Origin of the sequence: Streptococcus hillyeri (assembly GCF_041081565.1) — a bacterium.
Taxonomy (GTDB): Bacteria; Bacillota; Bacilli; order Lactobacillales; family Streptococcaceae; genus Streptococcus; species Streptococcus hillyeri.
On the sequence record NZ_CP163513.1, the window covers coordinates 1802706 to 1824439 of the forward strand.

Annotated in this window: 35 protein-coding genes; all 35 read right to left on the bottom strand. The window is 39.7% G+C overall.

What is annotated here, in order from left to right; translation table 11 throughout:
• Positions 1-10: 10 nt before the first annotated feature.
• Positions 11-3724 carry a tape measure protein gene (locus AB6M99_RS08705; RefSeq protein WP_369351231.1) on the bottom strand — a complete coding sequence of 1238 codons (3714 nt, stop codon included), beginning with the start codon at positions 3722-3724 and terminating at the stop codon, positions 11-13.
• 12 nt (positions 3725-3736) lie between these two features.
• On the bottom strand, positions 3737-3967 hold the full coding sequence (locus AB6M99_RS08710) for a hypothetical protein (RefSeq protein WP_369350544.1): 231 nt from the start codon (positions 3965-3967) through the stop codon (positions 3737-3739).
• 113 nt (positions 3968-4080) lie between these two features.
• Positions 4081-4434: a tail assembly chaperone gene (locus AB6M99_RS08715; protein WP_369350545.1), complete on the bottom strand. Its 354-nt coding sequence runs from the start codon at positions 4432-4434 to the stop codon at positions 4081-4083.
• 45 nt (positions 4435-4479) lie between these two features.
• Entirely contained in the window at positions 4480-5019 is a 540-nt protein-coding gene (locus tag AB6M99_RS08720; protein ID WP_369350546.1) for a phage major tail protein, TP901-1 family, read from the bottom strand.
• Positions 5020-5023: 4 nt separating this feature from the next.
• Complete coding sequence (locus tag AB6M99_RS08725) at positions 5024-5413, bottom strand: phage capsid protein (RefSeq protein WP_369350547.1); 390 nt, start codon at positions 5411-5413, stop codon at positions 5024-5026.
• A complete protein-coding gene (locus AB6M99_RS08730) occupies positions 5410-5778 on the bottom strand; it encodes an HK97-gp10 family putative phage morphogenesis protein (RefSeq protein WP_369350548.1) in 369 nt (122 codons plus the stop codon). Before AB6M99_RS08730 ends, AB6M99_RS08725 begins: the two co-directional genes overlap by 4 nt.
• Positions 5762-6067, bottom strand: coding sequence for a hypothetical protein (locus AB6M99_RS08735; protein WP_369350549.1), 306 nt, complete (start codon positions 6065-6067; stop codon positions 5762-5764). Before AB6M99_RS08735 ends, AB6M99_RS08730 begins: the two co-directional genes overlap by 17 nt.
• Complete coding sequence (locus AB6M99_RS08740; protein ID WP_369350550.1) at positions 6064-6414, bottom strand: phage head-tail connector protein; 351 nt, start codon at positions 6412-6414, stop codon at positions 6064-6066. Before AB6M99_RS08740 ends, AB6M99_RS08735 begins: the two co-directional genes overlap by 4 nt.
• 14 nt (positions 6415-6428) lie before the next feature.
• Positions 6429-6572: a hypothetical protein gene (locus AB6M99_RS08745; RefSeq protein ID WP_369350551.1), complete on the bottom strand. Its 144-nt coding sequence runs from the start codon at positions 6570-6572 to the stop codon at positions 6429-6431.
• A 10-nt stretch (positions 6573-6582) separates the two neighbouring features.
• On the bottom strand, positions 6583-7629 hold the full coding sequence (locus AB6M99_RS08750; protein ID WP_369350553.1) for a major capsid protein: 1047 nt from the start codon (positions 7627-7629) through the stop codon (positions 6583-6585).
• Between the two features lie 3 nt (positions 7630-7632).
• Positions 7633-7998, bottom strand: a complete 366-nt coding sequence (locus AB6M99_RS08755; protein WP_369350554.1) for a hypothetical protein — start codon at positions 7996-7998, stop codon at positions 7633-7635.
• A gap of 17 nt (positions 7999-8015) precedes the next feature.
• On the bottom strand, positions 8016-8624 hold the full coding sequence (locus AB6M99_RS08760) for a DUF4355 domain-containing protein (RefSeq protein WP_369350555.1): 609 nt from the start codon (positions 8622-8624) through the stop codon (positions 8016-8018).
• Between the two features lie 216 nt (positions 8625-8840).
• Positions 8841-9047 carry a hypothetical protein gene (locus tag AB6M99_RS08765; protein ID WP_369350556.1) on the bottom strand — a complete coding sequence of 69 codons (207 nt, stop codon included), beginning with the start codon at positions 9045-9047 and terminating at the stop codon, positions 8841-8843.
• A 31-nt stretch (positions 9048-9078) separates the two neighbouring features.
• Entirely contained in the window at positions 9079-9249 is a 171-nt protein-coding gene (locus AB6M99_RS08770) for a hypothetical protein (RefSeq protein ID WP_369350558.1), read from the bottom strand.
• Positions 9246-9485 (bottom strand): hypothetical protein, encoded by a 240-nt coding sequence (locus AB6M99_RS08775; RefSeq protein WP_369350559.1) that lies wholly within the window; start codon positions 9483-9485, stop codon positions 9246-9248. The genes AB6M99_RS08770 and AB6M99_RS08775 overlap by 4 nt, the downstream gene beginning before the upstream one ends.
• A gap of 11 nt (positions 9486-9496) precedes the next feature.
• Positions 9497-9772: a hypothetical protein gene (locus AB6M99_RS08780; protein ID WP_369350560.1), complete on the bottom strand. Its 276-nt coding sequence runs from the start codon at positions 9770-9772 to the stop codon at positions 9497-9499.
• Positions 9756-9989: a hypothetical protein gene (locus AB6M99_RS08785; RefSeq protein ID WP_369350561.1), complete on the bottom strand. Its 234-nt coding sequence runs from the start codon at positions 9987-9989 to the stop codon at positions 9756-9758. The genes AB6M99_RS08780 and AB6M99_RS08785 overlap by 17 nt, the downstream gene beginning before the upstream one ends.
• Complete coding sequence (locus AB6M99_RS08790) at positions 9970-10104, bottom strand: hypothetical protein (RefSeq protein ID WP_369350562.1); 135 nt, start codon at positions 10102-10104, stop codon at positions 9970-9972. Before AB6M99_RS08790 ends, AB6M99_RS08785 begins: the two co-directional genes overlap by 20 nt.
• 7 nt (positions 10105-10111) lie before the next feature.
• Positions 10112-10246: a hypothetical protein gene (locus AB6M99_RS08795; RefSeq protein WP_369350563.1), complete on the bottom strand. Its 135-nt coding sequence runs from the start codon at positions 10244-10246 to the stop codon at positions 10112-10114.
• A gap of 43 nt (positions 10247-10289) precedes the next feature.
• Complete coding sequence (locus tag AB6M99_RS08800; RefSeq protein ID WP_310892403.1) at positions 10290-10640, bottom strand: hypothetical protein; 351 nt, start codon at positions 10638-10640, stop codon at positions 10290-10292.
• Positions 10633-12207 carry a minor capsid protein gene (locus AB6M99_RS08805; RefSeq protein ID WP_369350564.1) on the bottom strand — a complete coding sequence of 525 codons (1575 nt, stop codon included), beginning with the start codon at positions 12205-12207 and terminating at the stop codon, positions 10633-10635. The genes AB6M99_RS08800 and AB6M99_RS08805 overlap by 8 nt, the downstream gene beginning before the upstream one ends.
• On the bottom strand, positions 12188-13726 hold the full coding sequence (locus AB6M99_RS08810) for a phage portal protein (RefSeq protein WP_369350565.1): 1539 nt from the start codon (positions 13724-13726) through the stop codon (positions 12188-12190). Before AB6M99_RS08810 ends, AB6M99_RS08805 begins: the two co-directional genes overlap by 20 nt.
• A 10-nt stretch (positions 13727-13736) precedes the next feature.
• A complete protein-coding gene (locus AB6M99_RS08815) occupies positions 13737-15038 on the bottom strand; it encodes a PBSX family phage terminase large subunit (protein ID WP_369350566.1) in 1302 nt (433 codons plus the stop codon).
• The gene (locus tag AB6M99_RS08820) at positions 15016-15471 is read right to left on the bottom strand and encodes a terminase small subunit (RefSeq protein ID WP_369350568.1); all 456 of its coding nucleotides are present in this window, start codon (positions 15469-15471) and stop codon (positions 15016-15018) included. Before AB6M99_RS08820 ends, AB6M99_RS08815 begins: the two co-directional genes overlap by 23 nt.
• A gap of 1160 nt (positions 15472-16631) precedes the next feature.
• Positions 16632-17081 carry an ArpU family phage packaging/lysis transcriptional regulator gene (locus AB6M99_RS08825; RefSeq protein WP_369350570.1) on the bottom strand — a complete coding sequence of 150 codons (450 nt, stop codon included), beginning with the start codon at positions 17079-17081 and terminating at the stop codon, positions 16632-16634.
• 274 nt (positions 17082-17355) lie between these two features.
• On the bottom strand, positions 17356-17580 hold the full coding sequence (locus tag AB6M99_RS08830; protein WP_369350572.1) for a hypothetical protein: 225 nt from the start codon (positions 17578-17580) through the stop codon (positions 17356-17358).
• The gene (locus tag AB6M99_RS08835; RefSeq protein WP_369350573.1) at positions 17577-17915 is read right to left on the bottom strand and encodes a YopX family protein; all 339 of its coding nucleotides are present in this window, start codon (positions 17913-17915) and stop codon (positions 17577-17579) included. Before AB6M99_RS08835 ends, AB6M99_RS08830 begins: the two co-directional genes overlap by 4 nt.
• Positions 17916-18359, bottom strand: coding sequence for a YopX family protein (locus AB6M99_RS08840; protein ID WP_369350574.1), 444 nt, complete (start codon positions 18357-18359; stop codon positions 17916-17918). It abuts the gene before it with no gap.
• Entirely contained in the window at positions 18356-18490 is a 135-nt protein-coding gene (locus AB6M99_RS08845; protein WP_369350575.1) for a hypothetical protein, read from the bottom strand. The genes AB6M99_RS08840 and AB6M99_RS08845 overlap by 4 nt, the downstream gene beginning before the upstream one ends.
• Complete coding sequence (locus AB6M99_RS08850; protein ID WP_369350576.1) at positions 18490-19011, bottom strand: DUF1642 domain-containing protein; 522 nt, start codon at positions 19009-19011, stop codon at positions 18490-18492. The genes AB6M99_RS08845 and AB6M99_RS08850 overlap by 1 nt, the downstream gene beginning before the upstream one ends.
• 135 nt (positions 19012-19146) lie before the next feature.
• The gene (locus tag AB6M99_RS08855) at positions 19147-19482 is read right to left on the bottom strand and encodes a DUF1372 family protein (RefSeq protein WP_369350577.1); all 336 of its coding nucleotides are present in this window, start codon (positions 19480-19482) and stop codon (positions 19147-19149) included.
• Positions 19479-19901, bottom strand: coding sequence for a RusA family crossover junction endodeoxyribonuclease (locus AB6M99_RS08860; protein ID WP_369350578.1), 423 nt, complete (start codon positions 19899-19901; stop codon positions 19479-19481). The genes AB6M99_RS08855 and AB6M99_RS08860 overlap by 4 nt, the downstream gene beginning before the upstream one ends.
• A gap of 33 nt (positions 19902-19934) precedes the next feature.
• Positions 19935-20684: a site-specific DNA-methyltransferase gene (locus tag AB6M99_RS08865; RefSeq protein WP_369350579.1), complete on the bottom strand. Its 750-nt coding sequence runs from the start codon at positions 20682-20684 to the stop codon at positions 19935-19937.
• Positions 20685-20966: 282 nt separating this feature from the next.
• A complete protein-coding gene (locus AB6M99_RS08870) occupies positions 20967-21551 on the bottom strand; it encodes a hypothetical protein (RefSeq protein ID WP_369350580.1) in 585 nt (194 codons plus the stop codon).
• Positions 21538-21732: a hypothetical protein gene (locus tag AB6M99_RS08875; protein WP_369350581.1), complete on the bottom strand. Its 195-nt coding sequence runs from the start codon at positions 21730-21732 to the stop codon at positions 21538-21540. Before AB6M99_RS08875 ends, AB6M99_RS08870 begins: the two co-directional genes overlap by 14 nt.
• Positions 21733-21734: the final 2 nt, after the last annotated feature.

Below are 21734 nucleotides of genomic sequence, written 5' to 3' on the forward strand. Positions count from 1 at the left end.
ATTTTCCTTTCTAATAATCACTTAAAATTAATTCCAAATCTTGCATTTCTGTGATGTCTTCGGTAAATGTTCTAAAGCTATGATTACCAAGCGTTAAATTAAAGTGAGCCGCTTCCTTAGTTTGGGTTAGCTCGTAAGTTGCCGACAAGCTACCAGAAACGTTGTTGGTGAATCTGCTTTGGAGTGCGTTGGACATATCGCCAATTTGCCCTTTTATTGAGTCGAATTTAGCTTTTAACAATCCAGAATCTGGAACGGCAGACAATGCCATTGCTTTGGCGGATTTGATAATCCCTTTAGTTGAGTTTTCCATACCAATCGCCATACCCTCGCCTGTGAATCCACCGATTTCTTTCATAACTCGAGAAGGAGAGTGGATATCTAAAGCTCGTCTGATTGTTGCTGCTACATTGTTGGCAATGCTATTGGCAATTGAGTAGATGTACCCAGCTTGACCAGCCAACCCACTAGCAAAACCTTGACCTGCAAAAGCACCGGCAGATTGCATCTGACCAGCTAGACTGCGAAAAATAGAAACAATCTGATTCCCGGAAGACTGTGCAGTAGATACTGCTCTAGACATTCCGGATGAGAAGCTGTTGTTTAAGTTCGACATTGCTGAGTTTGTCGCAGATTTTACCGCATTAAACACGCTAGTAAACGTTGATTTCATGCGATTTCCACCAGCAGTCACCGTGCTATTGATCTTGTTAAATCCTCTAGTGACCGACGTGGCAATACCATTCATTGATTGAGTTGCGTTCATCTTAGCTTGATTAAAACCAGTAGTAATCGCAGTCGATAGAGCCTGTGACTGGCTTTGAGCTGTTGCGGTGGCTGATGCCATCTCGCTAGAAATTCCGGTATTTAATCCGGAGATTGCCGTTGACCCAGCCCCTTGTGCAGCTTGTAGATTGCTTGAAATATTAGCATTAATCGCTTGAGCCTCAGCGGTCGCATTGGCAGAAGCAGTGGAAATGTTTTGACCGATTCCATTAGCTAACGCTAAGGTCTGATTGACACCGTCTAAATTCATTCCTGAGACTGCTTCGCTGACGCCTGTTTGCATTGCCTGTGCTTCGGATGTTGCTATTAGGCTGGCATTTGCCATATTAGATCCAGCAGCAGTTGCGAAATTTAGAAAATCGATACTTCCTTGTATAGCTAAGGCGTTGGTTTGTCCTGTAACATTTGTGTATAGAGCTGTCGCGTCAATTCCAGCCTGTGTACTAGCTTGACTTGTAGCAGTTGTGACACCAATCTTAAAGTTTTCCATGTTTATGCTAGATTGACTAGCTAAATCAGCAGTTGTCGCTTTTACGGATTCTGCTGTTGCGGTTGTGTCAGCTTTTACTTTGGCGTTGCTCTCACTACTTTTCCCAGTTATCCAGTCAAAAGCGTTGGAAAATCCATCTTTAATGCCATTCCAAACTCCCTCAAGTGCCTGCGGGATAGCTTCGAGCATTTTATCCCCTAATCCAGTTATCAAATCCCAACCAGCTTTAGCGATTGTTGGCAAGCCTTTAATCAGAGCCATGGCCAATTGGACGATTAATTGAATACCTGCCGCAACGATTTGAGGAATATTTTGAAGTAATCCCTCTAAGAGAGATCCTATAATCGATATCCCGGTTTGAATAATTTGCGGGAGATTGCTTATGAGCCCTTCGACCAATGTCATGATAATCTGGATACCGCTTTGTAGTATGCCAGGTAAGTTAGAGGATACCGAAGAGATGAAGTTTTGAACAATAGATAATGCAGTAGTTAATAACAGCGGTATGTTTTGCACTACTCCTTGTGCAAGTTGGACTAAGAATTGCATACCGACCGATAGTAATTGAGGCAAAGATGTTAGAATGCCATTAACAAAGACACCGATAATCTGAATCGCAGAGCTTATCAGATTACCAGCATTGCTCCCAACCCCTTGGACAAGGGCGGAAATCAATGCAACGGCGCCCTGGAATACTGCTGGCGCATTCGCAACGATAACTTGAGTAAACTGTTGAATCAGTTGCACGCCTTGATTTATTAATTGAGGAATTTGAGAAACAATTCCGTTCACAAAGTTAGTAATAATTTGCGGACCTTGAGTAACTGCTACTTGTACCATTTGAGCAATTTGGTCACCAAATTGGCTTTGCAATAAACCTAAACCTACTAAAAACGCTCCAAAAATAGCAACAGGTAACAAAGCTTTCATCGCCAATCCGGCGAATGTCTGAATAATAGAACCCATTCCAGAGAATGTAGAACCAAATGCCCCTGCCATTCCTGACAGAGGTCCCATCAAAGCGGTTATTTTAGCCCGAACGCTTGCCAATCCGGCAGATACCCTTGGAAACTCATAACTAAAAGCAGCCATCTTAAATTTGAGGTCATCTACAACATTCAAACCAAGCAAACCTACCTTAGCAATCTTGCTCTCTCCTGCCATCATAGACAACGCAGAGCGTGCCGCGTTAGAACCGCCAACGGCTCCCATAAAAGCGTTTTTGGTATTCAATGCAGCATTTGCCACATTGGAAAAACTTGCCGAAACTCTTGGAAATTTCGCATTAAGCGCTCCAAGACCTGCAGTGACAGGTTTAAATACGTTGGCTAAATCGCCACCAAAGGCGCTAAAGCCATTTTTGACTGCTGTAACTTTAGGTAATAGTCCAGGTATAGAACCACCAAACTTACCCAAAAGCTCAACTCCTCCAGTTATCCCTGCCATCATCGCTGTCGTTCCCAAAAATGACATGGCGCTTTTTAGTATTGGAAATTGATCTGTTAAATATTTGATTTTATTAGCAAAACCATCGATACCTTCTAATTTTGTAAGGAATTTATCAATGTTGTCTGCTAGTTGTTGAATTGTCTCGCCTTTAATTCCACTTAGCTTGTTAATAATGCTCTCGATGCCTGTTACAGCGTGCTTGCTGAAAATCTCAAAAATAGGCTGTAATTTGTTACTTACAGTCTCTTGCAGTCCACCTAAAGCTTCATCTGCTGATTTGTAATTTGTCGCCATATCTTGCATAGAAGCCCCGGCTTTTTTAAACGCTTCTGCAAAATCGCCGGTTTTTACTTCTCCGTCTTGGATTTTAGTGACCAGTTCATCTAACGATAGACCCATTTCTTTAGCAACCGCTGACATCCCCGCTGGCGATTGCTCCATCATCAATTTAAAATCTGCCCAAGTCATCGTTGGTTTTGTCAATGCTTGAACCATTTGCTGAGATAATGTTTTCATTGCTTGACTAGGGTTTTCGGCAGAAGCTGCCAAACCACCCATGGCAGTAACTAAGCTCCCTGCATCTTTACGACCAATAGCTGCTATTTGCGAGAAAGTCGTTCCCATGTCCGAAGCGGAATAGATGGTTTGTGTGGCGTAATCTTGCATATCTGCTTTAGCTTCAGCAATTTCTTTCTTGCCCCACCCTAATTGACTAAGGTTACCGTCGAAGGTTTTCCATGCTTTTGTAGATCCATTTAATTCTCCAACCAATCCAGACAATCCAGTGCTGGCTACACTTGCCATTGAAGATATTGCTGAGCCGACAAGATTAGCTCCCAGCATGCTTTTAAAAGTGCTAGAAGCTCTCCCGCCAACTGTATCAAAGAGTTTTGATTGCTTTTCTAGCCCTTCGATAGCTTTTGAGGCGCTTTTTAGAGTTGAACCGAAGGATTTGTCCACCGCTGACAGTATCGCCTCGACAGAGTACGAATCTGACATATTACCTCCTTTCTAGCTCGTATTAGCCTTAAAGAGTAGATCAAACGCAGTCTTGTCTCTAGGGACATCTGTCTCGTGAGTAATCTTCCTGATAGCTTTTTTATAATCAAAAAATTCATCAAATGTTTTATACATAGGCGTTCCGCGTTTACTATCCTTAACAGATTTTATTTGCCTGTTTAAAAAGGCTTGCATATGGATACGTCTATCAACATCAACTTCTTTTAGATTGCTTCCAGTCATCAAAAGGTCATACTCATAGAGAGTCATTCTGTCGATTTTATCAATATCGACAATCCCTAGATACCTAACGCAGTTGATTACTATTTTTTCATAGGTTTCTCGAGAAGTTTCTTTTACGCTTGGTTTGCCAGAATCTCTTTCTTCGCTTTGGCGATATACAGCTTTGACGCATTAGATGCTTCAAGTTCTGCGACAACCTCATTAAACACCGCTTCGATATCTTCGACGGTATCTAGATAATCGTCAATATCATTTTGCGATGGACGTGGCTTCTCTGTGATTGTCCCATAGTAAAGATAATCAGCTAGTGTAGTGATTTTTTGATTCAACAAAAACCCTGCTGTCGCTTCTAAACCTGCGCCAAATTCAACGCCGTTAGAATTGAGGCGATATTTTTCGTCCATAGCGCGAACAAATTTCACACCAAATCGTACTTCGTAAGTTTTATCATTGATTGTTAATTGCATTTATTTACTCCTTAAAAAATAAAAGGGGCGATAGCCCCTCTGTTGTTAACCTTCTTTGACTGTATCTTTGAATACGTACTGAACAGCGTCAGCTTGCTCTTTTGATAGAGTAGCATATCCTTCTTGTCCAACACCGTTGATAGCAAATTCAAGCTCTAGTTCAAGAGCATCTTCGGCGTTTGCAGTGGCTTTATAACTACCAATATACCCTTGGAAATACGTCGCTTTAAATTTGCCTTTGTTGGTATCTGTTCCCTCTTCCGCCTTGTCGATTTCCCAAATTTCAACAAGATCTCCGTTGATAAGAGCTTTTTTAATTTCATCAACGTGAGAGTCTCCTTTAGCAATAATTGACGTTGCCGAAAAATCATACTCGACTGGTTTCAACGTTTGAATTTTGCCATCTTTTGTATCTACGCTGTCAGTATCACGAGACAATTCGTTTTCGTGCTCTGTCTGGAATGCCATTTTCCACGCTGCTTCTTTTGTTGCGTTCTTAAGCAAACGATAAAGCAAAATGACATCAACACCTTTTTTTGCCTCAAGCGGTGTTTTTGCTTGTGTTGCAGTATCTTGTGCTGCCATATTATCACCTCATTCTAAAATTTAAAGTCACTAGCGCTCTTTTAAGCGGTGGGACGGTTGTTGTATCATCCATCAGACTAATAGATGACCCAGCTTGGTTTAATGACCAAAAATAGCCGTCTGTTTCATTGATGGACATTGCTTGCGCAAAAATAGCCGATGCCATATCTGACACCTGCTTTCTTTTCTTTTGCAATCCCCAGACGGATAAAGTTAACTCAACACTACCTTTTACATCTGTTTTATTTGGGATATGCTCTGTACTTGTAGATTCTAATTCTACAAGTGGATACGGAACGTCATCCATAGGTTTGTAGTCATACACGGTAAATCCTATCTGACTAATCCGCTTGTACATCTCGTCAAAAATTGACTGATCTCTAGTTTTAATCATTTAACTAATTCCTCTAAATCTTGACGGAATTTCTCTTTTTGGGCTTTTACCGCTGGAAGTACAAAAGGTTGCGCTGACATTTTGCGTGTTCCTTTCTCAACATATCCAGCATATTCCGTTGTCGGTCCTGTTTTTGCAGTGAATCCATCGTCTGCAAAGGTTAGATTTGTTGATACACTTCGTTTTGTTGCGCCAGTCGAGAACCCTTTAGTAAAGTTTGCATTGCGTACAATACCCTTCTGCAACTCTACAGCATTTGTTCTGACGATTCGTTTGACTTCGTCTTTTTTTGCTATAAGATTCAGTTTGTTTTTCAAGCCGTTAGTCCCTCTTATTTTTAAAGACAATTTAGCCAAGACTATCATCTCCTTCCAGGTAAAAAACTGTGTCAGATTGCTTTTCGGCAGTTACTTTATAGGTTTTGCCTTTGTACAGAATTTTTGAAAAGACAAAAGACGGCTTCCGTTTGAGAAATACCGTCTTTGTATCTTTTTTAAACTCGCCATAGACAAGTTTCTGCCTATCTAGGCTCATATCCATTACATAAGCCGGCACTCTCAAAGATTGTTCCTCTTTGCCTACATACTCGCCCAAATCGGGGTCGTAACGCTCTTTTGTGACTGCGACCAAGTCAACTCTGTCTGCAAATCTCATAAGACAAAAATCCTGCCTTTCTGAGATTGTCCAGATTGTCCAAATGCCTTCTGTAGCATGTCGTCATAAGGTAAAAACTCATTCTTGTTTTCGTAGTAAGAAACAGAATGACCTTCTACGCTTTCCGATGAAGCTCCTTCTGAACCACGTCTATTAAAGCGTTTAATCACACAATCTTCAAAGATGAAAGAATAGGCGTCATCTATTTCAGACACGCCATATTCCGCCTTGAAATGCTTGATAACACGCTGTAAGAGCATATTTAGCAAACCATCTTGCAAGTTGTCAGAAATATCCAAGTCAAGTTTTACATTTGTAATTACTGTATTTTCGTCAAGTTGCGTCATGTAACGCCTCCTGACTATTCAACAGCTTTCTTTTTGGTTTCTTTCTCCAAAAATCCAGCTTTTACCAATTCTGCGGTGCGATCACCTTCGTATTCGTCACCAATCACATAAATAACCTGAGTTTCCTTGTCACGGAAACCTGCGATAACTTTAGCCATGATCTACCTCCTAGATTTCCGGTGTCGTAGAAAGCATATAGCAATCATCCAAGTTTTCAAACGATGGCAATGCAATCATAGACACTTTTGTTTCAACATTGACTGGGTCTGTGTGTTTAGTTGTTGTGATTGCGATACCAGTATCAACAATCTTAACAGAAGCACCAGTGTTACCACCCATCAAGTCGCTTTCTTCTGGTGTTGTACCAAAAACAGTGCGACCAAGTGCTGAGTTAGGTGCAAGCGTTACACGAGCGTCTGGGAAGTATTTCTTAACTTTGCCGTCTGCGTCCTTGTAAGTACCAGATTTAACAACAATCTTCACGCCGTAATTATCAGCGATATAGTCTTTCAATTCTTGGGCGGTTACGCCGACACCGTTAGGCGCAAGAGGTTTGATAACTGTTGCTGTTGATTTAGCGTTTTTAAGCTGTGCAAATGTCACAGAGTTCATATAAGCGACTTCTGCCTTACCGCCGAGATTTTCAAGCGCTGCAAAAGCAGTATCTAAGTCAGCAAGTGGTGTTGCAGTTTCGGCATCTGACCAAGCTGTTTTTACTTTACCTTTATGGTCTTCAGCAACACCGTAGTCAAAGTCTTGCGGTACACCGTTTCCGATAACGGCAATCTTACCAGTTGCAAGAACTTGCATACGCATTGCCTCAAGCTGAGCACGAGCACCAGTTAAGAGCGTTGTTGTGTCATCAAAAAGACCACGAGTGATTGTATCAATCAAGGCTTGATTCCCTGTTTGAGCGATAAGATTAAGTTGTTGACGATCAGATTCTTTGACAAGCATTGACTCCTTGAAGAATGGCATTTCTTCCTCTGATAGAGTCACATTCATACGTTCACGAAGTGTAGCCTTTGTGTCAAACGCTGATGGTTTAAGCACTACTGGACGACCAGAAGCACCTTTTACAAAAGCGAGTTTTAAACCAAGTTGTTTCTGTGCGGGGAAGATTTTTTCACCCTCAGTAGCATTTACCTTTGCTTGTTTCGTATTCCAGTAACCAGCCACGTTAGGCGCTGTTACGATATCATAAATTAAAGCCATTAATTAAGCTCCTTTCACAAATTGAATGTGTTTCAAGGCTTTTTTAGCACCCTCTGAAACAGTACCGCCGTTTACTTTGTCCTCACGAAGAGTACCACGGTAGACTAGCGTAGCAACTGCGTCACCCTCTGTGACATCAACGTCATAAAGTAGCACGCCGTCTGGTGCATTAGCGTTGACTTTTACTTTCTTGTTACGGTCAGCGAAAACAGAAGCACCGTCACCAGCGAGCAATGCACCAGCTTTCAAGATTTTACGTGCGTTTTCATAAACTGTTCCTGTTGTTGTTTTGTCAACAGTCACAGAAATAGCTTCATAAGGCATATTGTGCAGAATCTCCGCATTGCCAAATAGTGTTTTTTTGGACATATTAGCCCCTCCTTAGATTAAAATAGTTCTCCACCAGTTGCTAGCGAACCCTCAGCAAGACGAGCTCCATAGTTCGTTTGAGAAGAACCGCTACCACCCTCTTGAGGTGCTGGCTGACGTAGTGATTCCTTAACTTTTGCATTAACAGCAGCATTAAACGCCGTTTCAAACTTTCCAACCTGTGCAAGAGCCGTTTCAGCATCTCCAACCGCAAGCATTTCAGCAAATTCAGCGGGCAAACCTTTAGCTACAAGGTCTTTTTCAACCTGTACTACAAGTTTTTCATGCTCAAACTCTGCTTTTTCTTTGGCAAGCAATGCTTTTTGGTCTTCAAATTCTTGTTGAGCCCGCTCAGCAGCTGACAAATTAGCGTAGTCTTTTTCTTTTTTGATAGCTTCTGCGATACGTTTCTGTTCGCCTGCTTTGTAATTTTCTAAAGCTTTCTGTACAGCTTTATTGGTAAGACTGTCTAATTCTGACTGTGATTGCGGAGCTTTAAAGCTGTCTGATTCTTCAGTTTGCTCTGATTGCTCTTGTGAGCTTTCCTCAGCTCCTACTTCTGCACCTCCACCGTTTCCTGTGTCTGGTGCCATCTTAAAAAGTTTTGCTAAAAGTTCTTTATTCATTTTTCCTCCCATGCTAGTCCCGTTCTATTAGATATAACTATCACGTTCATAGAGCCACGAAAACAGGCGCCTAACGCTTTCTAGTCTCGTCTGAATATAAATCTATACCTAACACAAACAAGCCACGCTAGTGACGTTTATTTGCCTAGTTTTACGTCATGCGACAGGACAAAATAAAAACCGCATGGAATTTCATACGGTTAGGTTTATTTATGATTAGACAACCTTGATATTCAATCCTTCGGTTGTTGACCAACCTAAAAACTGAGTAGTGTCAAAAGATGCTACTTTCTTTTCTTGGTGGGTATTCCCGAAATATTTAAATTTTAGTTGTCCGTTTTCTAGGTCAAAAATACCTTCTTCGACGTTCTCAAAAGCAAAAGTTTTACCGTTTGCCAAAAAAATAACGATTTTATGATTCATTTTGATTTCTCCTAGTTTTCGACTTTGTTTGTTATTTTGCATATATTATCAAAGTGTTATCTACAGAGATGTCCACAGCCACTACTTCTAGTTCGCAATTTAAAAATTGATTTGGGAAGTCACCAACTAAATATTTACCATTAGAAACTACGTTTAACGGAGTGTATTCGTTAAACACTTTAGCGAGTTCTTTTACTTTCATTCCGCCACCTCGTAAGTCTCAGCAAAAATGTCTGGTTTGCAAGGATAAAACTCGCCTTGAACGCCTTTGATAATATAGTCGCCTTTTTGGGCTACTATCTCTCCCTCAAGCGTTGGTATCACAATACTTAAATCAGAGCATAAAGTATTTTTCCCAATAAATTCTCGTATTTCTTCATAATTAGAGCCAATAAATCTAACAGCCTCGATTACAACTGGTTTCTTACGATATTTCATTACTTATTTCCTTATTTACGACCAAACAACCCTTTTTTCTTGGTTTTTCTAAACTCGATAATCGCCTCGTCTAAATCAACTCGCGTTGACTTATTTTCAGCTTCTAAATCATCAAAGCGTGCGTTAGTTGCTTGCACATTGCGCTCACCGATATTTTTCAATTCTTCGATAAGGTTATTCTGCCTGCTTACAGCTTCTGTGAGTAAAATATTGCTAGCCGTCAATTGAGCTACCTTGTTTTCAAGCCTCTCAACACGAGACCATTTCTTTTTAATGCGTTTGTTCATGATTTTCTCCTTCAAAATCTACATTGTCTGTGATAATTTCATAAAGCTTCCCATTAAACTTCACAACTGCAACAGGATAAGCAAAGGGATTCCCAAAGCCCATGTCAGTCCCAGCCTTCTGGAAAATGCCGTAAAATTCAACCTTCTCCCACGAAGTGCCAATCTTAGCTAAACAAGTTTCTGTATTGTTGTATATTCTAATTCCGTCGAAATTCATTATTTTTGATTCCTTCCTTGAAACCTTCAAAGGTTGCTTCTGATAATTTTTTATATAAAACAATCGAAGGATTGGGTGGTGCCAGCTTATTTCTAAGATATTCAATGATTTTCATTTAAAAATTACATCTCCTTGAAAAACATAATCAAAAAATCAGCTAGTCCTTTGATTGCTGCCAACACTAAAATAATTGAAAGTGCTCCTACAACCACAAAAATTGTGAATTGCAGTATTAGCCAAGTCAGACTTAAAATCATATCTCCTCCTGTTTTTGGGTACAAAAAAAGCACTTAGATTTCTCTAGGTGCTTAAAAATTCTGTTGCGGTTAAGTTGGGATGCTTTTTGAGCAATTGGGTAAGCTTCATCCCTTTACTCTTATCGATCGAGGTAAAACTTTCTCTCAAAGAATACACTTTCCTAAAGTCGTCAATAAAAGAATAATCTACCTCACTTGACTTCTTGTTCCCGAATTGTCCTCTGACCTCTTCAGGATAGATGTATAACAACCCCCAGCCTATTTCTGTAATTTGCTTATCAGTTGCAGACTTTAAAAAGCGAATACATCTTTCAGGGTCTAGACCACTTAGCGCAAGGTCGACTTTGACTCGAAGGCTATTATCAAAGGGTTTTAAAAATCTCGTTTTAATCATTTAAGACCTCCGCCACAACATTCGTTGTCATTCCTTTTTTGTTGATACTCTTGATTCTAAAAATAGAGTCCGGGCTAAATAAGAATTCTTTCTCTGACGATATATCGCTCAACTCTGAAATATAAGCTCCTTTAGAAAAACCTTTAGGGACTATAAACTCAAAACGATACTCTATCCCACCAACCGCAAAATCATTGATAGCTTTTTTATCCAAGCTAGAACTTATAAACGCCTTGTCTAGTTGCAATATTTGGCTTTCGGAAAGATTTTTATACACATCGTCATCATTATCCCAAAAAGAAACTCCTCGATATGTCTTAAATGGTTTTTCAGTCTTAAAGCCCTTGATGGATTCTTGCAGAACAGAAATAACGCCTATTCTTTCATCTAAAACAGCTTTTGCAAAAAGCAAGTCATCTCCTTGGAAATTCGAAAGGTACTCTTTTTCATAAGTTGCCACCCCTTGACGTAGTGCGTTATTGATGGTTTCGTGCGCCGTTGTTGTATAGAGATTAATTGCCTTTTTACCTTCATCTTCAAGACTATTATACCACTTTTGATAAGATTTCTGCTCTCTAAAAAAGTTGTCAATCTCTTCTGGTGTTTTGGCTTCAAAAGGCTGATCTTCTTTTTCCAAATACGGCACTGTCGTACACCTACAATTTGGATGAAATGGCGGTGCGTTGTGACCTGGTATCATGTCGTCAGTTTTGTAGTGTTTTTCGTCGTATGGCCTGCAGATGTTACAAGCTCCGCTTTCAGCTAGTATCTCATATTCCTCAAAGCCGTTAGCTTTATAATTGGCTTTCTGAGCTTCCGAGTAAACCCTTGCCGTCTCTGTTACCGCCAAACGCCTTGCATAACCGTAAGAGACTTTAAACTCTTTTTCTAGCTGCCTGATTAGAAGCGCTGTTCCTGTACCACGCAAGATAGTATCCGCAACGCTTTTTCTTACAACCTCTCTGAGAGCGTCTTGACGTTCCCAAATCTTACTTGACCAATTAGAGCCGTGGAAGTTTGCGTAAACCATCGTCTCAGCGCTCGTCTTAGCCGTCTGGTAGCTTCCTAGCGTGTCCCTTAATATTCCACTGGAATATAAGTTCTCTTGCCGTACAGCTTCGATTAAGTGCCTTTCCGTAGCTTCTAGTTCATTCATAGCTAGTTCATACTGATGTAACTTCAAATTAGCCTGCAAAACCTCTAAACGGCTCGTTTTCATTTTGAGGTTATAAAGCTTCATCAAGTCATTTTCAGCCTTAGTAAAGTCTTTCTGTGTGACTTTACGACCTTCTTTGCGCCATTTTTCAGCTCTTGCGACTAATTGCTTAGCTTTGTAACTAACAACGTCTATATCAAGCTTATCAGCCTGCTTTTTAGCTTCTAGCTTGGTAATGCCATTCTTATCCGCATACCGTTGCCAAAAAGCATCTATTTCTTTCTGGATTTCGGCGATATGTTGTTTGTAGATAGCATCTAACTGACGTTCTAGCTCTTCGTCTGACTTCGCTCTACGCTGTTCTTCTGCTTCATAACGTTCTTTCCAGTGCTTATTCAGATTCGTTGTCATCAGACATCACTTCCCGACTTAAATCTTTATCGCTAAATCGCTGATTTTGTTCAATTTGGCGTGCCAATTTGCTTGCTGCTTCCTCGGCGCTTTCTATCCGTCCCATTTCAATCTCTTTGGCTACTCCTGTAACAACTTCAAGTGTCCCTAAAACAGTTTCGTCGCTGACCATGCCATAAAGGTTTTTAGCGTTGTTGATAATGTCTGTTGTGTTAGTTGGCAAGTTAGGGGTAAATGTAAACGACAGATTTGTAATATCAAAATCAGTGAGTTCGCTTGCGATTTTTCCAATAGCAGCAATCAACTTATACCTGCGACGTAGCGATTTTTCAAACAAGGCTTGCATATCAACACGAGCTTGATCTAATGCAAAAGTTTTCCAAGCTAAAGCGACACCAGATTGAGTGCCTCCGAAGTTTTCGTCAGACATGTCTGGGAACATCGTAAACTTGTGAATATCATCTACCACACGCTTTTTGTAGGCTTCTGTTCCGCTAACATCGTACTGCTTATACAAATACTTAGCGTCTACATGTCCCTCACGTCCATCTGCATCTACAGGCGGTTCAAGGTTTAACAAACGAGCCTTGCGCATTTTTCGCATAAACTCAATCTGTTTTTCCGCTGTATCACAATCTTCAGGAAATGAGATGCGCCCAACAATCGCTAAAATGGCATCTGATAAATCTTGCATGTAGTTAGCTGTGTCTGATTGAGAAGAATCGTATAGATCAATTAAACTAAGCTCAGTTTCATAGTCCCCGAGACCGTCGCTGTTGTTAAGGTATTCTGTGATTGGCACCATTCCAAAACTATGTGGATTATCATCACCGATTTGTTTTAAATCTTTCGACCAATCAAACTTGATAATCTTATCAGCAGTGTAAACCTCCACTGTTTTCTTGCTATCGTCAAATTGATTTTGATTATAGTAACGCACACCAGCGACTGAGTGTTTTTCCGTAGTCGTGTCGTAAATAACAAAGGTGTTAAGAGGATCTAGCTTTACTGATTTTGTAACGTCATCTTTTGAGCGATAGGTTAGCTCATAAGCTCGACCAGTTTTAGACAAATCAAGGACAAGCGTTCTGTTAAGCTGATGCAATCCTGCTTTATTTTCAAGCTCATCTAGCATTCCCTGAACAGCTTTATCTGATTTCTCGTTACCGCTGTTATACTCAACTTGGATAGGCTTACCGACAAGATATCCTTGCTTAAATGTCGCAATAGCCTTACCAAAATTGTGTATCGCTCTAACATCTGCCATATCTTCCTCACGTCGTCTACCTACTTTGCTGACTTCGTGGTTGTTTCCCTCTGCGTAGTCTAACAACTCTTGGATACGTGGACGTTGTATGTTCTGGTGATGTTCCAAGATTGTTTTTAGCAATTTGTAATTATCGGCTAGTAAAGCCTCGACAGATTCAGCTTGATATCTCAATCTAGCTTCACGATGGAAACGCAACTCTAAAGTTCTACTTTTTCCCGTGCTGTCAACAAACGTTTCTTTATATGTCATATCTCCCTTTCTACAAACCAAAACCAGCTCGAAGCATGTCGAACTGGTTGGAAGTTGCATTTGATTTTAAATGGTATTTTTCAGTAGCGTATCTGATAGCATCGATAATATGATTGTTTTTATCTATTGGTCTATTCAACCAGTTTCCTTCTTTGTCTTGCTCGAATGTATAGGTATTAAATTCTTCAATGGTGTGTTCACAAGATGGATGAATGATAATTTCAAAACCTTGCAAAAATTGAATCCCTTGCATAATAGAGTTACTCCCTTTAATAGATGCTCTAATTCCAGATATACCCTTTTGCTTAATTTCAGCAATTAAACGCTTTTCGGCGCTATCAGCAGATATATATGACTTGTGTAATTCTTTTTTCTTTATCATCGCTACAATATCATCGGTCAGCATTGCTTTTTGGTAGTGCTCGTTGTATAGCCAAATCCGCTTGCCTGTCAAATCAATGGCCAAGCAAATTAACGTAGTTGGGTCATGAGTGAAACCAAAGTCCATTCCAGCAGAAGTGTCATCTGCCTGTTGTATGATTTTGGGGATATCGAAATCTTCAACCTTAAATTTTTCAAAAACCAAACCTTCAGCGACGCCCCACTCGCCATCACATACGATTTTGGCACGTCTGGGATTTGTTTTGTATAAATCTAAGTATCGTTGTTTGTCGACCTCATCAAGCCATTCATTACACCTAAACGTTGTCGTCAATGATAAAGTATCAGCTCTTTTTGTCTCCTCATCAAAAAAGACACGCTTTAACCAATGACGTTCAGACCAAGGGTTAAAACTGATAGTGACTTGCTTAAAAAACGTTGGATCATCAATCGTTCCACGAATGGATTCAACTACAGTAGAGAATTTGTCCTCTGTTTCGACTTGGTAAGCTTCTTCCACCCACAGCCATGACAGTATGCCGACATCAACAGTAATAGAAGTAATCTTCAAAGGGTCGTCCAATCCTCTAAATAGAATCTTTTGGCCTGTGGCTTTTACTGTAATTTCAGGCAAGCTCTCATTGAACTTAAAAAGGTGTGTAACCTTTAGCTGATTACACGCCCATTTAAAATCGGTATAAGTCGACTGCTTGTTAGTGTTCGAAAATCTCCTAATAACTAAAATATTGGCCCAAGGATATTTCAGTAACCTAGTAACATAATTCAAGACAATTGTTTTAGACTTTTTAGAACCACGGCTACCCTTTACCACCCTATAGAAATTCTTAGACCTCCAAAAAGTACCGTAACCACCACCTACCATTTGCGGGAGATTGATAACGATATTCTTAGTCTCTGATGTCGTCTTCATTAGCAAACACCACCGTTCCTTGAATTTCTGTTTCAACTTTGTCCGTCCAAAGTCTGTACCGCTTGCCAAGCAATTCAGCAGCCTTGATGCGGTCCTTAGCTCCAACATCAATATCTACAATCTCTTGTCCAAGCTCCCCGATACTGATCAACGTTTTTTCCTGCTGATCACCACGCATGATTGAGGTAAGATATTGCAGAACCTCTTCTTGTGTTGCGATTTTGTCAGATTCTAGCTTTTTCAACCGTTCATCTATATATGATTTTATTCTCGTATTTTCTAGTAATTTATGCGAATTTGTTTTTGCATACTTTTCGCTATAACCAGCATTTACTGCTGATTTATGTGCATTCCCTGAGATGATGTACTCATCTGCAAATCGTTTCTGTCTCTCGTTGATTTTCCACCACCTCCAATCAAAAAAGCCACTCAATGAGTGACCATTGTTGTCGTCTAGCGACCTTAAAATAATACGTTGTCATCTTGAGGTGTGACCTAACCTAAAGCACCTAGCGGAATCAAACCGCCCAGCCTATAACTTAGCTAGCATATAAGTAGCCGTGCAATCATGCGGTGCTTAGTCCCAGCCGGAACCTTTTCTTAAGTTCTTGAGTGATATATGAATGCTAAGCCTACTGCCTACCCCATTCTGGGACACAAACACTCTACGGAAACAGCAGGATTCGAACCTGCGACTAAACTATCTCGTGACCTAGGACTATCAACGAAATAGAGGAGTCTCACATGTTTCCAAAATACGAACACTGAGATTACATGTTCACCCGATTGTCTTTCTAAGCCTTATGTTTTAGCTTATTATCCACATCAATCCCTTGATGTAACAATCATGCACGGTTGGTTAGACCAACCACCTCTTACGTCACAATCTACTAAGCCATTTTTCAATTAACGAAAACCCCGCTAAAGGTCTAAGCTGCTTTACTCTTTGACTTTGCTATCATCCTTGCGAGAATCAAGCAGGCAATCTAATTGCCGAAGTACACTTTCAATTATGACGGGCGATGACTTTTGCTTTTAACAATATTCATCATTTTTATAAATATCAAACCAATGCTTTGTTTGTTAGCATATCACAGACGTGCATCGCCTTGCGTTTCGTTTCCTTTTGAGAAACAAAATGCGCAACGCCTGTTGTTATCATTGTGCTGGCAACACACTGACTCGTTACATATCCGTGGGAAGTCATCCCAAAGACAAGTAACATGGCATCCGCCTTTGGCGCGACCCTCAGACTTTGATACCTTCTTCCTCTTACCTATTCGCCTCACGCACTACTGACGTAGCCTCTCACCGATTGGCTCTGAGATAAACGCTTTGACTTCATAGATTGACACCTATCAGATGTCATTCGGATTGGATTGCTTAGATTGACCATTGCTGGCGCTAAAGTTGATATGCCTTAACTATAGCTTTCCTGTGTTACCACAGATTATCTAGGCTAAGCCCTTAATTTCAGCAGTTCGATGTCTCGATAGGTGTTCCCTTTATTTAAAAAGGCTCTATGTAAAAGATTATCTCTTCTGCTAATTATTTGATAATACTATTTTATCGCCAAAAAACGCTCATTTACTCTCAATTATCTTGCAAATGTCTCCCAAACTTACGAAATACAAGCAATTTACCACTTTTATAGTTCTCTGCAAATTCAATCGCTCCTCGTTCGAGGATACGATAAAACTCGCTCTCGGAATAACCTAAATCCATGTAAATCGCTTTATCTGACTTGATGTGCCACTTGCAGTATTTTTCAATCAGCACTTGCCTTGTGTATGGATCTATGATTGCATTGATAGCTTTTATAATGGCGTCTGCTTCATTTTGAGCTTGAACGCGCTGTATGACCTGCGTCTCTGTTGCCTGATTAACCTTTCCGTTAAAACTTTTGGGCTCAAAGGAGTAAGTAGCTGTTACTTTAGGTGCGTACTCAACTCCAGCAATTCGAATATAGCGACGATATAACTCTAAGACTTTGTAAGCATTTTTTTTGGTGAAATGACTATCTATTTCCTTAAATAACAGCACGTAGCATCTCCTTTTATGGTAAAATATAGGTACTGATTATATTTACCAAGGAGCTAGCGCAAGCTGGCTTTTTTTATGTCCCGAGGCAACAGCGGGACGGTGTATTATTTTTAGGATTCCTTTCTTTTTTATTTAAAACGTTGCCTTGGATAATCACGACCAGCCTATCAATCGCTTTAGATTTGTTAACATTGAGAAAAAGAGTGTTTCCTCGTTTCTTTTTTTTATTTAGGCTGTGATACCTGCCAGACCTTTGACAGTCTGGTAGGTTGGTTTATTTGCACTCTATTTTATAAAAAGCATTATGCTTGCCATAATCGATAGTCCAAATGTTCCCTATAGCCCACATACGGAAATAAGGGCTAGCATTGATATCTCTTGCTTTAATGTGGTATTTAACGGCTTCTTGAGCCGCTTTTAAGGTGTCAAAACTACCAATTTCGTTTACTATTTTGCTACTATTGTTATAAATTTCCCAAGTCACTTTAAATTTTGTCATTGTTCACCTCTAAAATCTGGGTGCTCTAGCAGTTCTGGATTTTCAAAGATATTCCCAACTTTTTCAAAAACTTTGCTGAGGTAAAAACAGACAGGCTCAAACATGCCGTGGTTAAGTACGACAGGTAAAAGTTCGCCAGAATACATCTTGACAATATCGCCTTCAAAGATTTCTTGGCCTCGCTTGTCTTTTACATCGCTAAAATACATAAGCTTTTTTCTTTCAACGGGGTAGTATATACCTAACTCGTTGGCATAAACTATTTCATTTGTTGAGTAATTAATCTTATAAACATCAGTGATTTCTCCGTTATGGAATGCTCTTAATTTAGTCATTTATCCCTCCAACAGCTCCGGATTTTCGTAGATGTTGCCTATTACTTTTATGTCTTCTTTAAAATCTTCGTACATACCAATAACATCAAATGTAGCAGTTCCTTTGGTTGCTTCAATGTAAAATCCTATATGTTTCGGTTTCTCCTCAAAGACAGAGGCTTCATCTGTATGCTTTCCATACCTAATTATTACATTTTCTGATATCTGTTCATCGCTATCAAAATATGCAACCACATCCCCCTCAAAAATCTCTTTAGGCGGATTTGAATTGTCAAACAGATATGTTGACATCATAGGGATTTGTTTGTGGTCAAAATGTGTTATAACACCTTCCTTATACCCAAGTAACAGATAGTCATCTCCCTTTTCTTTATTGATGATAATATCTTCCCAAGAGTACATCTTTTTCATTTCTGTATCCCAAGTTCTAATTTTTGGAATCATTGCTTACCTCCTCGCTTAAATACTGGATTTTTCTTTTCAAGCTCTTTCTGCTTATGATAGTCATTTTCTTTCCACATAACCCCATCAGCTCCTCTTAGAGTAGATAGTATATAAGGACTTAATCTTTCCATCACTCGTCCTCCACAGGCTCAGCCCACTCTCGATAGCAAGCAGGGATATTGTTGTCTACCTCTGTTTGTGTAAAGGTTTGTTTTAAACTATAATTCCTTCTGCTAGCAAAATACCTACCTACTTTACCAGTCAAATACTGCTGATGTCCATCTGTAGTAATAAGACCCTTCAAAGGGATGGTGTACAGCTTTTCTTTTTCGACCTCGTAGCCGTCAAGCCAAGCGCGGGCAAAAATTTCTTGAGGTGTAGCAGTATCGCCAATTTCTTTTACCCAGTCAATCCACGGAGAATTATTCCAATCAGCGCCACTTAATGCCGAGAACAGAGTTTTGTGTCTGTTTTGTTTGATCCACTCCGCAACAAACTTCGGAATCACAACTTTCTGCAGTCCATCAATTTGGTTGATGATATCTAATACTTGATTTTTAATAACCATGTCAACTTGTTGACCTGCAATTATATCGTTAATGTTCAACGTATCTATGTTATTTATTAATTTAATCGCTTCTTGTTTGTTCATCTTATTTCCCTAACTCTTTACCACATTTCACGCATTTATATCTAATCTTAACTACTCCCGTCCGTAGATTAACAAATCTAGGCAATTCTTTCCATTTGTGTTTACAAATCAATTGTTTTAGGCCCTTTATAAACTTCATTCTTCCCCTCCTGGGGCATTACTCTCCATCCCTCTCTGCTTCAAATATTCTGGTATTTCGTCACCGACGTGCAAACTCTCGTACTGTTCTTTGGTCACAAGAAACTTGCCATAAGCGCCAGCTGTGACTGTGTATCTACCATCTATGATTTCCTTATCAGTTATTCTCCCAAACATTACAGCGCCTGCGTTGTCGACCTGATAGACGATAGTTGGTGTTCTCGCCTCTAAATCAGCTACTTTATCTTTTAACTGATTGATTTTAAGCATAGCTGCAAGTAATATGATGAGCCATAAAGTTCCAAAAAACAGTAATGGTTGATAGTCTTTCATTCCATGACCTCCACTTCTACCTCAATTCGTGGCTTGAGGCTGTAAAATTTACCGACATCATGCAAAGCAATCTGACCGTCATCTTGAAAGACGATACCGCTCATGCTGTCGTATAGCGCCTTTTCGTAGTTATCCACATCAGGCTTTTTACCTACTGGTATAATCTCATCAATGAGTGCCTGCTGGTTCTTTTTGACTTTGGCGATATATTGAGGGGGCTTGATGTAAAATCTCACCTTAGCCCTCAGTGCTCCCTCAAGAATAGGCTGACCCATGTAATGATTAGCAATGAGTAACCTGCATTGATTGCGCCAGGCTTTCATGTCCTTGTCTTCATAGGTCGTGGTAAAATTGCCACGCCTAGCAAATCTTGGCCGTGACTGTGGTTTTGGTTCGATAGGTATTGTTAGTTTAGTCATAAAAAATCAAAAATAGTTGTTTGTTCCATTGTTTCAAAATAAACTAACTTGAAACGTATACAACATTTGCTCCTTAGCTTTTTTATAAAAATCCTTCTTGATTTCAAATCCGTAAGCATTACGGTTCATTTCGATAGCAGCTCTTAGAGTTGAGCCACTACCTGCTACTGGATCAATCACAACATCACCCTCATCTGTAAAAATTTCAATCAATCTTTTTAAAACCGGGATTGGTTTCTGTGTCGGGTGAATAGTTGGGTAAGAGCTATCTTTTTCCCATGGTGCATGATTAAGTATCATTGCCCCACCATTATTAAATTTAGGTAGCTTATCACGATATAAAACCGTTGCCTCCTCAACTGCTCCTACTATTTTCATATTAGCTTTTAGCACTTGTGGACTTGATTTCTTTGTAAAATAAAGTGGATAGGCGTTATTAAAACCATGCTTTTTACCACATTCAATTACCATCTCCCTTTGCTGCCAAGCATGGAAAACAATCATAGCTGGTGCTTTGCCTTTTTCTTTAGGTTCTTTCTTTAAAAGACGACTACAAAAATCAAAAAAGTTGTTGATTTTAAAATCATTATCTGTATCAAAGAATGATTTACCTGCCAACTTACTTTCACCATTCTTGTTATCTCCATCTTTATACCATCTTGGGTCAGAGGCATAAGCATTATTTCCTAGATTATAAGGAATATCCGCTATGATGAGTTGCGCCCGTGGGATGTTATAGCGTTTTGCATTCTCAAAATGGTCATTATAAAGTTCACATTTCATTGCTTTTCACTCTTTCTATCAGCTCTGGATGATTAAACAAAACATCAACATAATATCGTCTAGCTAATTCTTTCGCGCTTCCAATTCCGATTAATTCATCGCCTTTATAGAGGGCGTACTCTTCTTGATGTCTGCTCATCACTTAAAAACTGCGACTGCCATTGTGTGAGTTTTGGCTAAATACGGGCAGTCGCAACATTCGTCCAATGGTCACACGACCGATTTTGACGCTTTCTAGTTCGCTTTTTACATGGTTCACGGCATGTTTTTTATTTGTCTTTTTTATTGCTGTTCTTCATCCATCAAATACTTGTAAGCTCTACTATATGCATCTAGGTAAAGTTCAAAGACATCATTGACGTATCGGCCAGCCCTTGATAGAAATTCATAGACCTCATATTCTTCCATATCTTCGCTAAAACGTTCAAAAGCATCTGGAAGAATATAAGTAAATCCTTTATCTTCGTCAAAATTGTCAAATAATTGATCAAGTAGGAATTCATCCTCAAAATCTAGATCATCATAATCAGCACCATCAAAGAATCTATTGAGAATCTCTCTTTTAGCCTTGTCGGTATCGTAGTAATGAACTGGCCTACTTGAACATAGTAATTTTTCAAGAAAATACCCCAGATTATCAGTGTAGTGCTTGTAGAATGTGTCCCATTCACCCATATTGTAGAAATTGCGTGCAACTAATTCCCCAAAGTCTCCTGTGATAGCAAGGGATGAATTTTTTCTATCGAAAATGTAACGTAAGTTATACTCATAGCCCTTTTCTGGATTGTAATAGTCAACAATGGTTACTGTGTCTGATTCGGTTTTTACAGCAATATGGTTGCTGAAATAGTGGTCAAATTTCTCCATCTTCTTCCTTCTCAATCGTGACATTAAACTTCGTGCCGTTTAGTTCAATCGGCAAAATTACTCCGTTTCTGTTTTTGTCAGTGTGTAACTCAAACAATTCCTTCATAACTTGCTTGCCAATCTGTAATTGTGCGCCTATCAAGGCCTCGTCGTTTCCAATTTCAATTCTCTTATTTGCCATTT

What these genes read in the sequence shown, in the direction of transcription:
- AB6M99_RS08755 (WP_369350554.1), bottom strand. Translation starts at nt 7,998, where the DNA reads ATGTCCAAAAAAACACTATTTGGCAATGCGGAGATTCTGCACAATATG.
- AB6M99_RS08800 (WP_310892403.1), bottom strand. Translation starts at nt 10,640, where the DNA reads ATGATTAAAACGAGATTTTTAAAACCCTTTGATAATAGCCTTCGAGTC.
- AB6M99_RS08760 (WP_369350555.1), bottom strand. Translation starts at nt 8,624, where the DNA reads ATGAATAAAGAACTTTTAGCAAAACTTTTTAAGATGGCACCAGACACA.
- AB6M99_RS08745 (WP_369350551.1), bottom strand. Translation starts at nt 6,572, where the DNA reads ATGGCTAAAGTTATCGCAGGTTTCCGTGACAAGGAAACTCAGGTTATT.
- AB6M99_RS08860 (WP_369350578.1), bottom strand. Translation starts at nt 19,901, where the DNA reads ATGACTAAACTAACAATACCTATCGAACCAAAACCACAGTCACGGCCA.
- AB6M99_RS08740 (WP_369350550.1), bottom strand. Translation starts at nt 6,414, where the DNA reads ATGACGCAACTTGACGAAAATACAGTAATTACAAATGTAAAACTTGAC.
- AB6M99_RS08735 (WP_369350549.1), bottom strand. Translation starts at nt 6,067, where the DNA reads ATGAGATTTGCAGACAGAGTTGACTTGGTCGCAGTCACAAAAGAGCGT.
- AB6M99_RS08780 (WP_369350560.1), bottom strand. Translation starts at nt 9,772, where the DNA reads ATGAACAAACGCATTAAAAAGAAATGGTCTCGTGTTGAGAGGCTTGAA.
- AB6M99_RS08725 (WP_369350547.1), bottom strand. Translation starts at nt 5,413, where the DNA reads ATGATTAAAACTAGAGATCAGTCAATTTTTGACGAGATGTACAAGCGG.
- AB6M99_RS08875 (WP_369350581.1), bottom strand. Translation starts at nt 21,732, where the DNA reads ATGGCAAATAAGAGAATTGAAATTGGAAACGACGAGGCCTTGATAGGC.
- AB6M99_RS08770 (WP_369350558.1), bottom strand. Translation starts at nt 9,249, where the DNA reads ATGAAAGTAAAAGAACTCGCTAAAGTGTTTAACGAATACACTCCGTTA.
- AB6M99_RS08830 (WP_369350572.1), bottom strand. Translation starts at nt 17,580, where the DNA reads ATGACAAAATTTAAAGTGACTTGGGAAATTTATAACAATAGTAGCAAA.
- AB6M99_RS08750 (WP_369350553.1), bottom strand. Translation starts at nt 7,629, where the DNA reads ATGGCTTTAATTTATGATATCGTAACAGCGCCTAACGTGGCTGGTTAC.
- AB6M99_RS08720 (WP_369350546.1), bottom strand. Translation starts at nt 5,019, where the DNA reads ATGGCAGCACAAGATACTGCAACACAAGCAAAAACACCGCTTGAGGCA.
- AB6M99_RS08865 (WP_369350579.1), bottom strand. Translation starts at nt 20,684, where the DNA reads ATGAAATGTGAACTTTATAATGACCATTTTGAGAATGCAAAACGCTAT.
- AB6M99_RS08710 (WP_369350544.1), bottom strand. Translation starts at nt 3,967, where the DNA reads ATGACTGGAAGCAATCTAAAAGAAGTTGATGTTGATAGACGTATCCAT.
- AB6M99_RS08795 (WP_369350563.1), bottom strand. Translation starts at nt 10,246, where the DNA reads ATGATTTTAAGTCTGACTTGGCTAATACTGCAATTCACAATTTTTGTG.
- AB6M99_RS08870 (WP_369350580.1), bottom strand. Translation starts at nt 21,551, where the DNA reads ATGGAGAAATTTGACCACTATTTCAGCAACCATATTGCTGTAAAAACC.
- AB6M99_RS08730 (WP_369350548.1), bottom strand. Translation starts at nt 5,778, where the DNA reads ATGATAGTCTTGGCTAAATTGTCTTTAAAAATAAGAGGGACTAACGGC.
- AB6M99_RS08790 (WP_369350562.1), bottom strand. Translation starts at nt 10,104, where the DNA reads ATGAAAATCATTGAATATCTTAGAAATAAGCTGGCACCACCCAATCCT.
- AB6M99_RS08775 (WP_369350559.1), bottom strand. Translation starts at nt 9,485, where the DNA reads ATGAAATATCGTAAGAAACCAGTTGTAATCGAGGCTGTTAGATTTATT.
- AB6M99_RS08845 (WP_369350575.1), bottom strand. Translation starts at nt 18,490, where the DNA reads ATGGAAAGATTAAGTCCTTATATACTATCTACTCTAAGAGGAGCTGAT.
- AB6M99_RS08810 (WP_369350565.1), bottom strand. Translation starts at nt 13,726, where the DNA reads ATGACATATAAAGAAACGTTTGTTGACAGCACGGGAAAAAGTAGAACT.
- AB6M99_RS08705 (WP_369351231.1), bottom strand. Translation starts at nt 3,724, where the DNA reads ATGTCAGATTCGTACTCTGTCGAGGCGATACTGTCAGCGGTGGACAAA.
- AB6M99_RS08805 (WP_369350564.1), bottom strand. Translation starts at nt 12,207, where the DNA reads ATGACAACGAATCTGAATAAGCACTGGAAAGAACGTTATGAAGCAGAA.
- AB6M99_RS08855 (WP_369350577.1), bottom strand. Translation starts at nt 19,482, where the DNA reads ATGAAAGACTATCAACCATTACTGTTTTTTGGAACTTTATGGCTCATC.
- AB6M99_RS08850 (WP_369350576.1), bottom strand. Translation starts at nt 19,011, where the DNA reads ATGAACAAACAAGAAGCGATTAAATTAATAAATAACATAGATACGTTG.
- AB6M99_RS08765 (WP_369350556.1), bottom strand. Translation starts at nt 9,047, where the DNA reads ATGAATCATAAAATCGTTATTTTTTTGGCAAACGGTAAAACTTTTGCT.
- AB6M99_RS08785 (WP_369350561.1), bottom strand. Translation starts at nt 9,989, where the DNA reads ATGAATTTCGACGGAATTAGAATATACAACAATACAGAAACTTGTTTA.
- AB6M99_RS08715 (WP_369350545.1), bottom strand. Translation starts at nt 4,434, where the DNA reads ATGCAATTAACAATCAATGATAAAACTTACGAAGTACGATTTGGTGTG.
- AB6M99_RS08840 (WP_369350574.1), bottom strand. Translation starts at nt 18,359, where the DNA reads ATGATTCCAAAAATTAGAACTTGGGATACAGAAATGAAAAAGATGTAC.
- AB6M99_RS08815 (WP_369350566.1), bottom strand. Translation starts at nt 15,038, where the DNA reads ATGAAGACGACATCAGAGACTAAGAATATCGTTATCAATCTCCCGCAA.
- AB6M99_RS08835 (WP_369350573.1), bottom strand. Translation starts at nt 17,915, where the DNA reads ATGACTAAATTAAGAGCATTCCATAACGGAGAAATCACTGATGTTTAT.